The organism is Neoluteolibacter marinus, assembly GCF_014904755.1.
Taxonomy (GTDB): domain Bacteria; phylum Verrucomicrobiota; class Verrucomicrobiia; order Verrucomicrobiales; family Akkermansiaceae; genus Haloferula; species Haloferula marina.
The window spans coordinates 1-517 of the sequence record NZ_JACZFQ010000339.1 but is presented as its reverse complement, the minus strand read 5'-3'; the positions used below and the strand labels follow the sequence as shown (position 1 = coordinate 517).

At 63.8% G+C, this 517-nt stretch carries 1 pseudogene; it reads right to left on the bottom strand.

Going from position 1 to position 517, the window contains the following annotated elements:
• Positions 1–192: 192 nt before the first annotated feature.
• A pseudogene (locus tag IG178_RS25165) lies at positions 193–517 on the bottom strand (glycerophosphodiester phosphodiesterase); the annotation flags it as partial.

The window sequence follows — 517 nt, the reverse complement described above, 5'->3', positions numbered from 1 at the left end:
CCAGTCTCTCGGACTGCTGTCACAGCCCCTGTCGAATCGGCGCGCCATGTCGACGGAAGTGAGGTGAGGGCCTCGGCACCCGTCGGCACAGCCCATACGTTACCTGCGAGTAATGAAGTTGCAACACCTTTTCTCCAATATTTTCGACCCATCTGACTGGGGACGATATCGAAACATGGCTGCATTGAATATCTAATGAATATGCATTTCACGGTGGGCTGTTCGACACATTCTATCGCTGCTGCCGACAGCGGTGGGGGCACCGCCCGCAGCGAGTCGATCCAGCAGCTCCCCCGGCCGGTTGGTCGTGATCTGCTGGACGCCCAGGGCCAGGCACAGCTCGAGGTCCGCCGCGGTGTCGACCGTCCAGACCCGCAGGATCGAGCCCTGCGCCAGCCAGGTCCGCACGAGACCGGGGTGATCCCGCACGAAGGCGATGCCCGGACCCGCGATCTCGCACAGGCCCCGGGTGATGATCGGCTCCGCCGACGGCACGACCCAGCGCATGCCCGCGTGC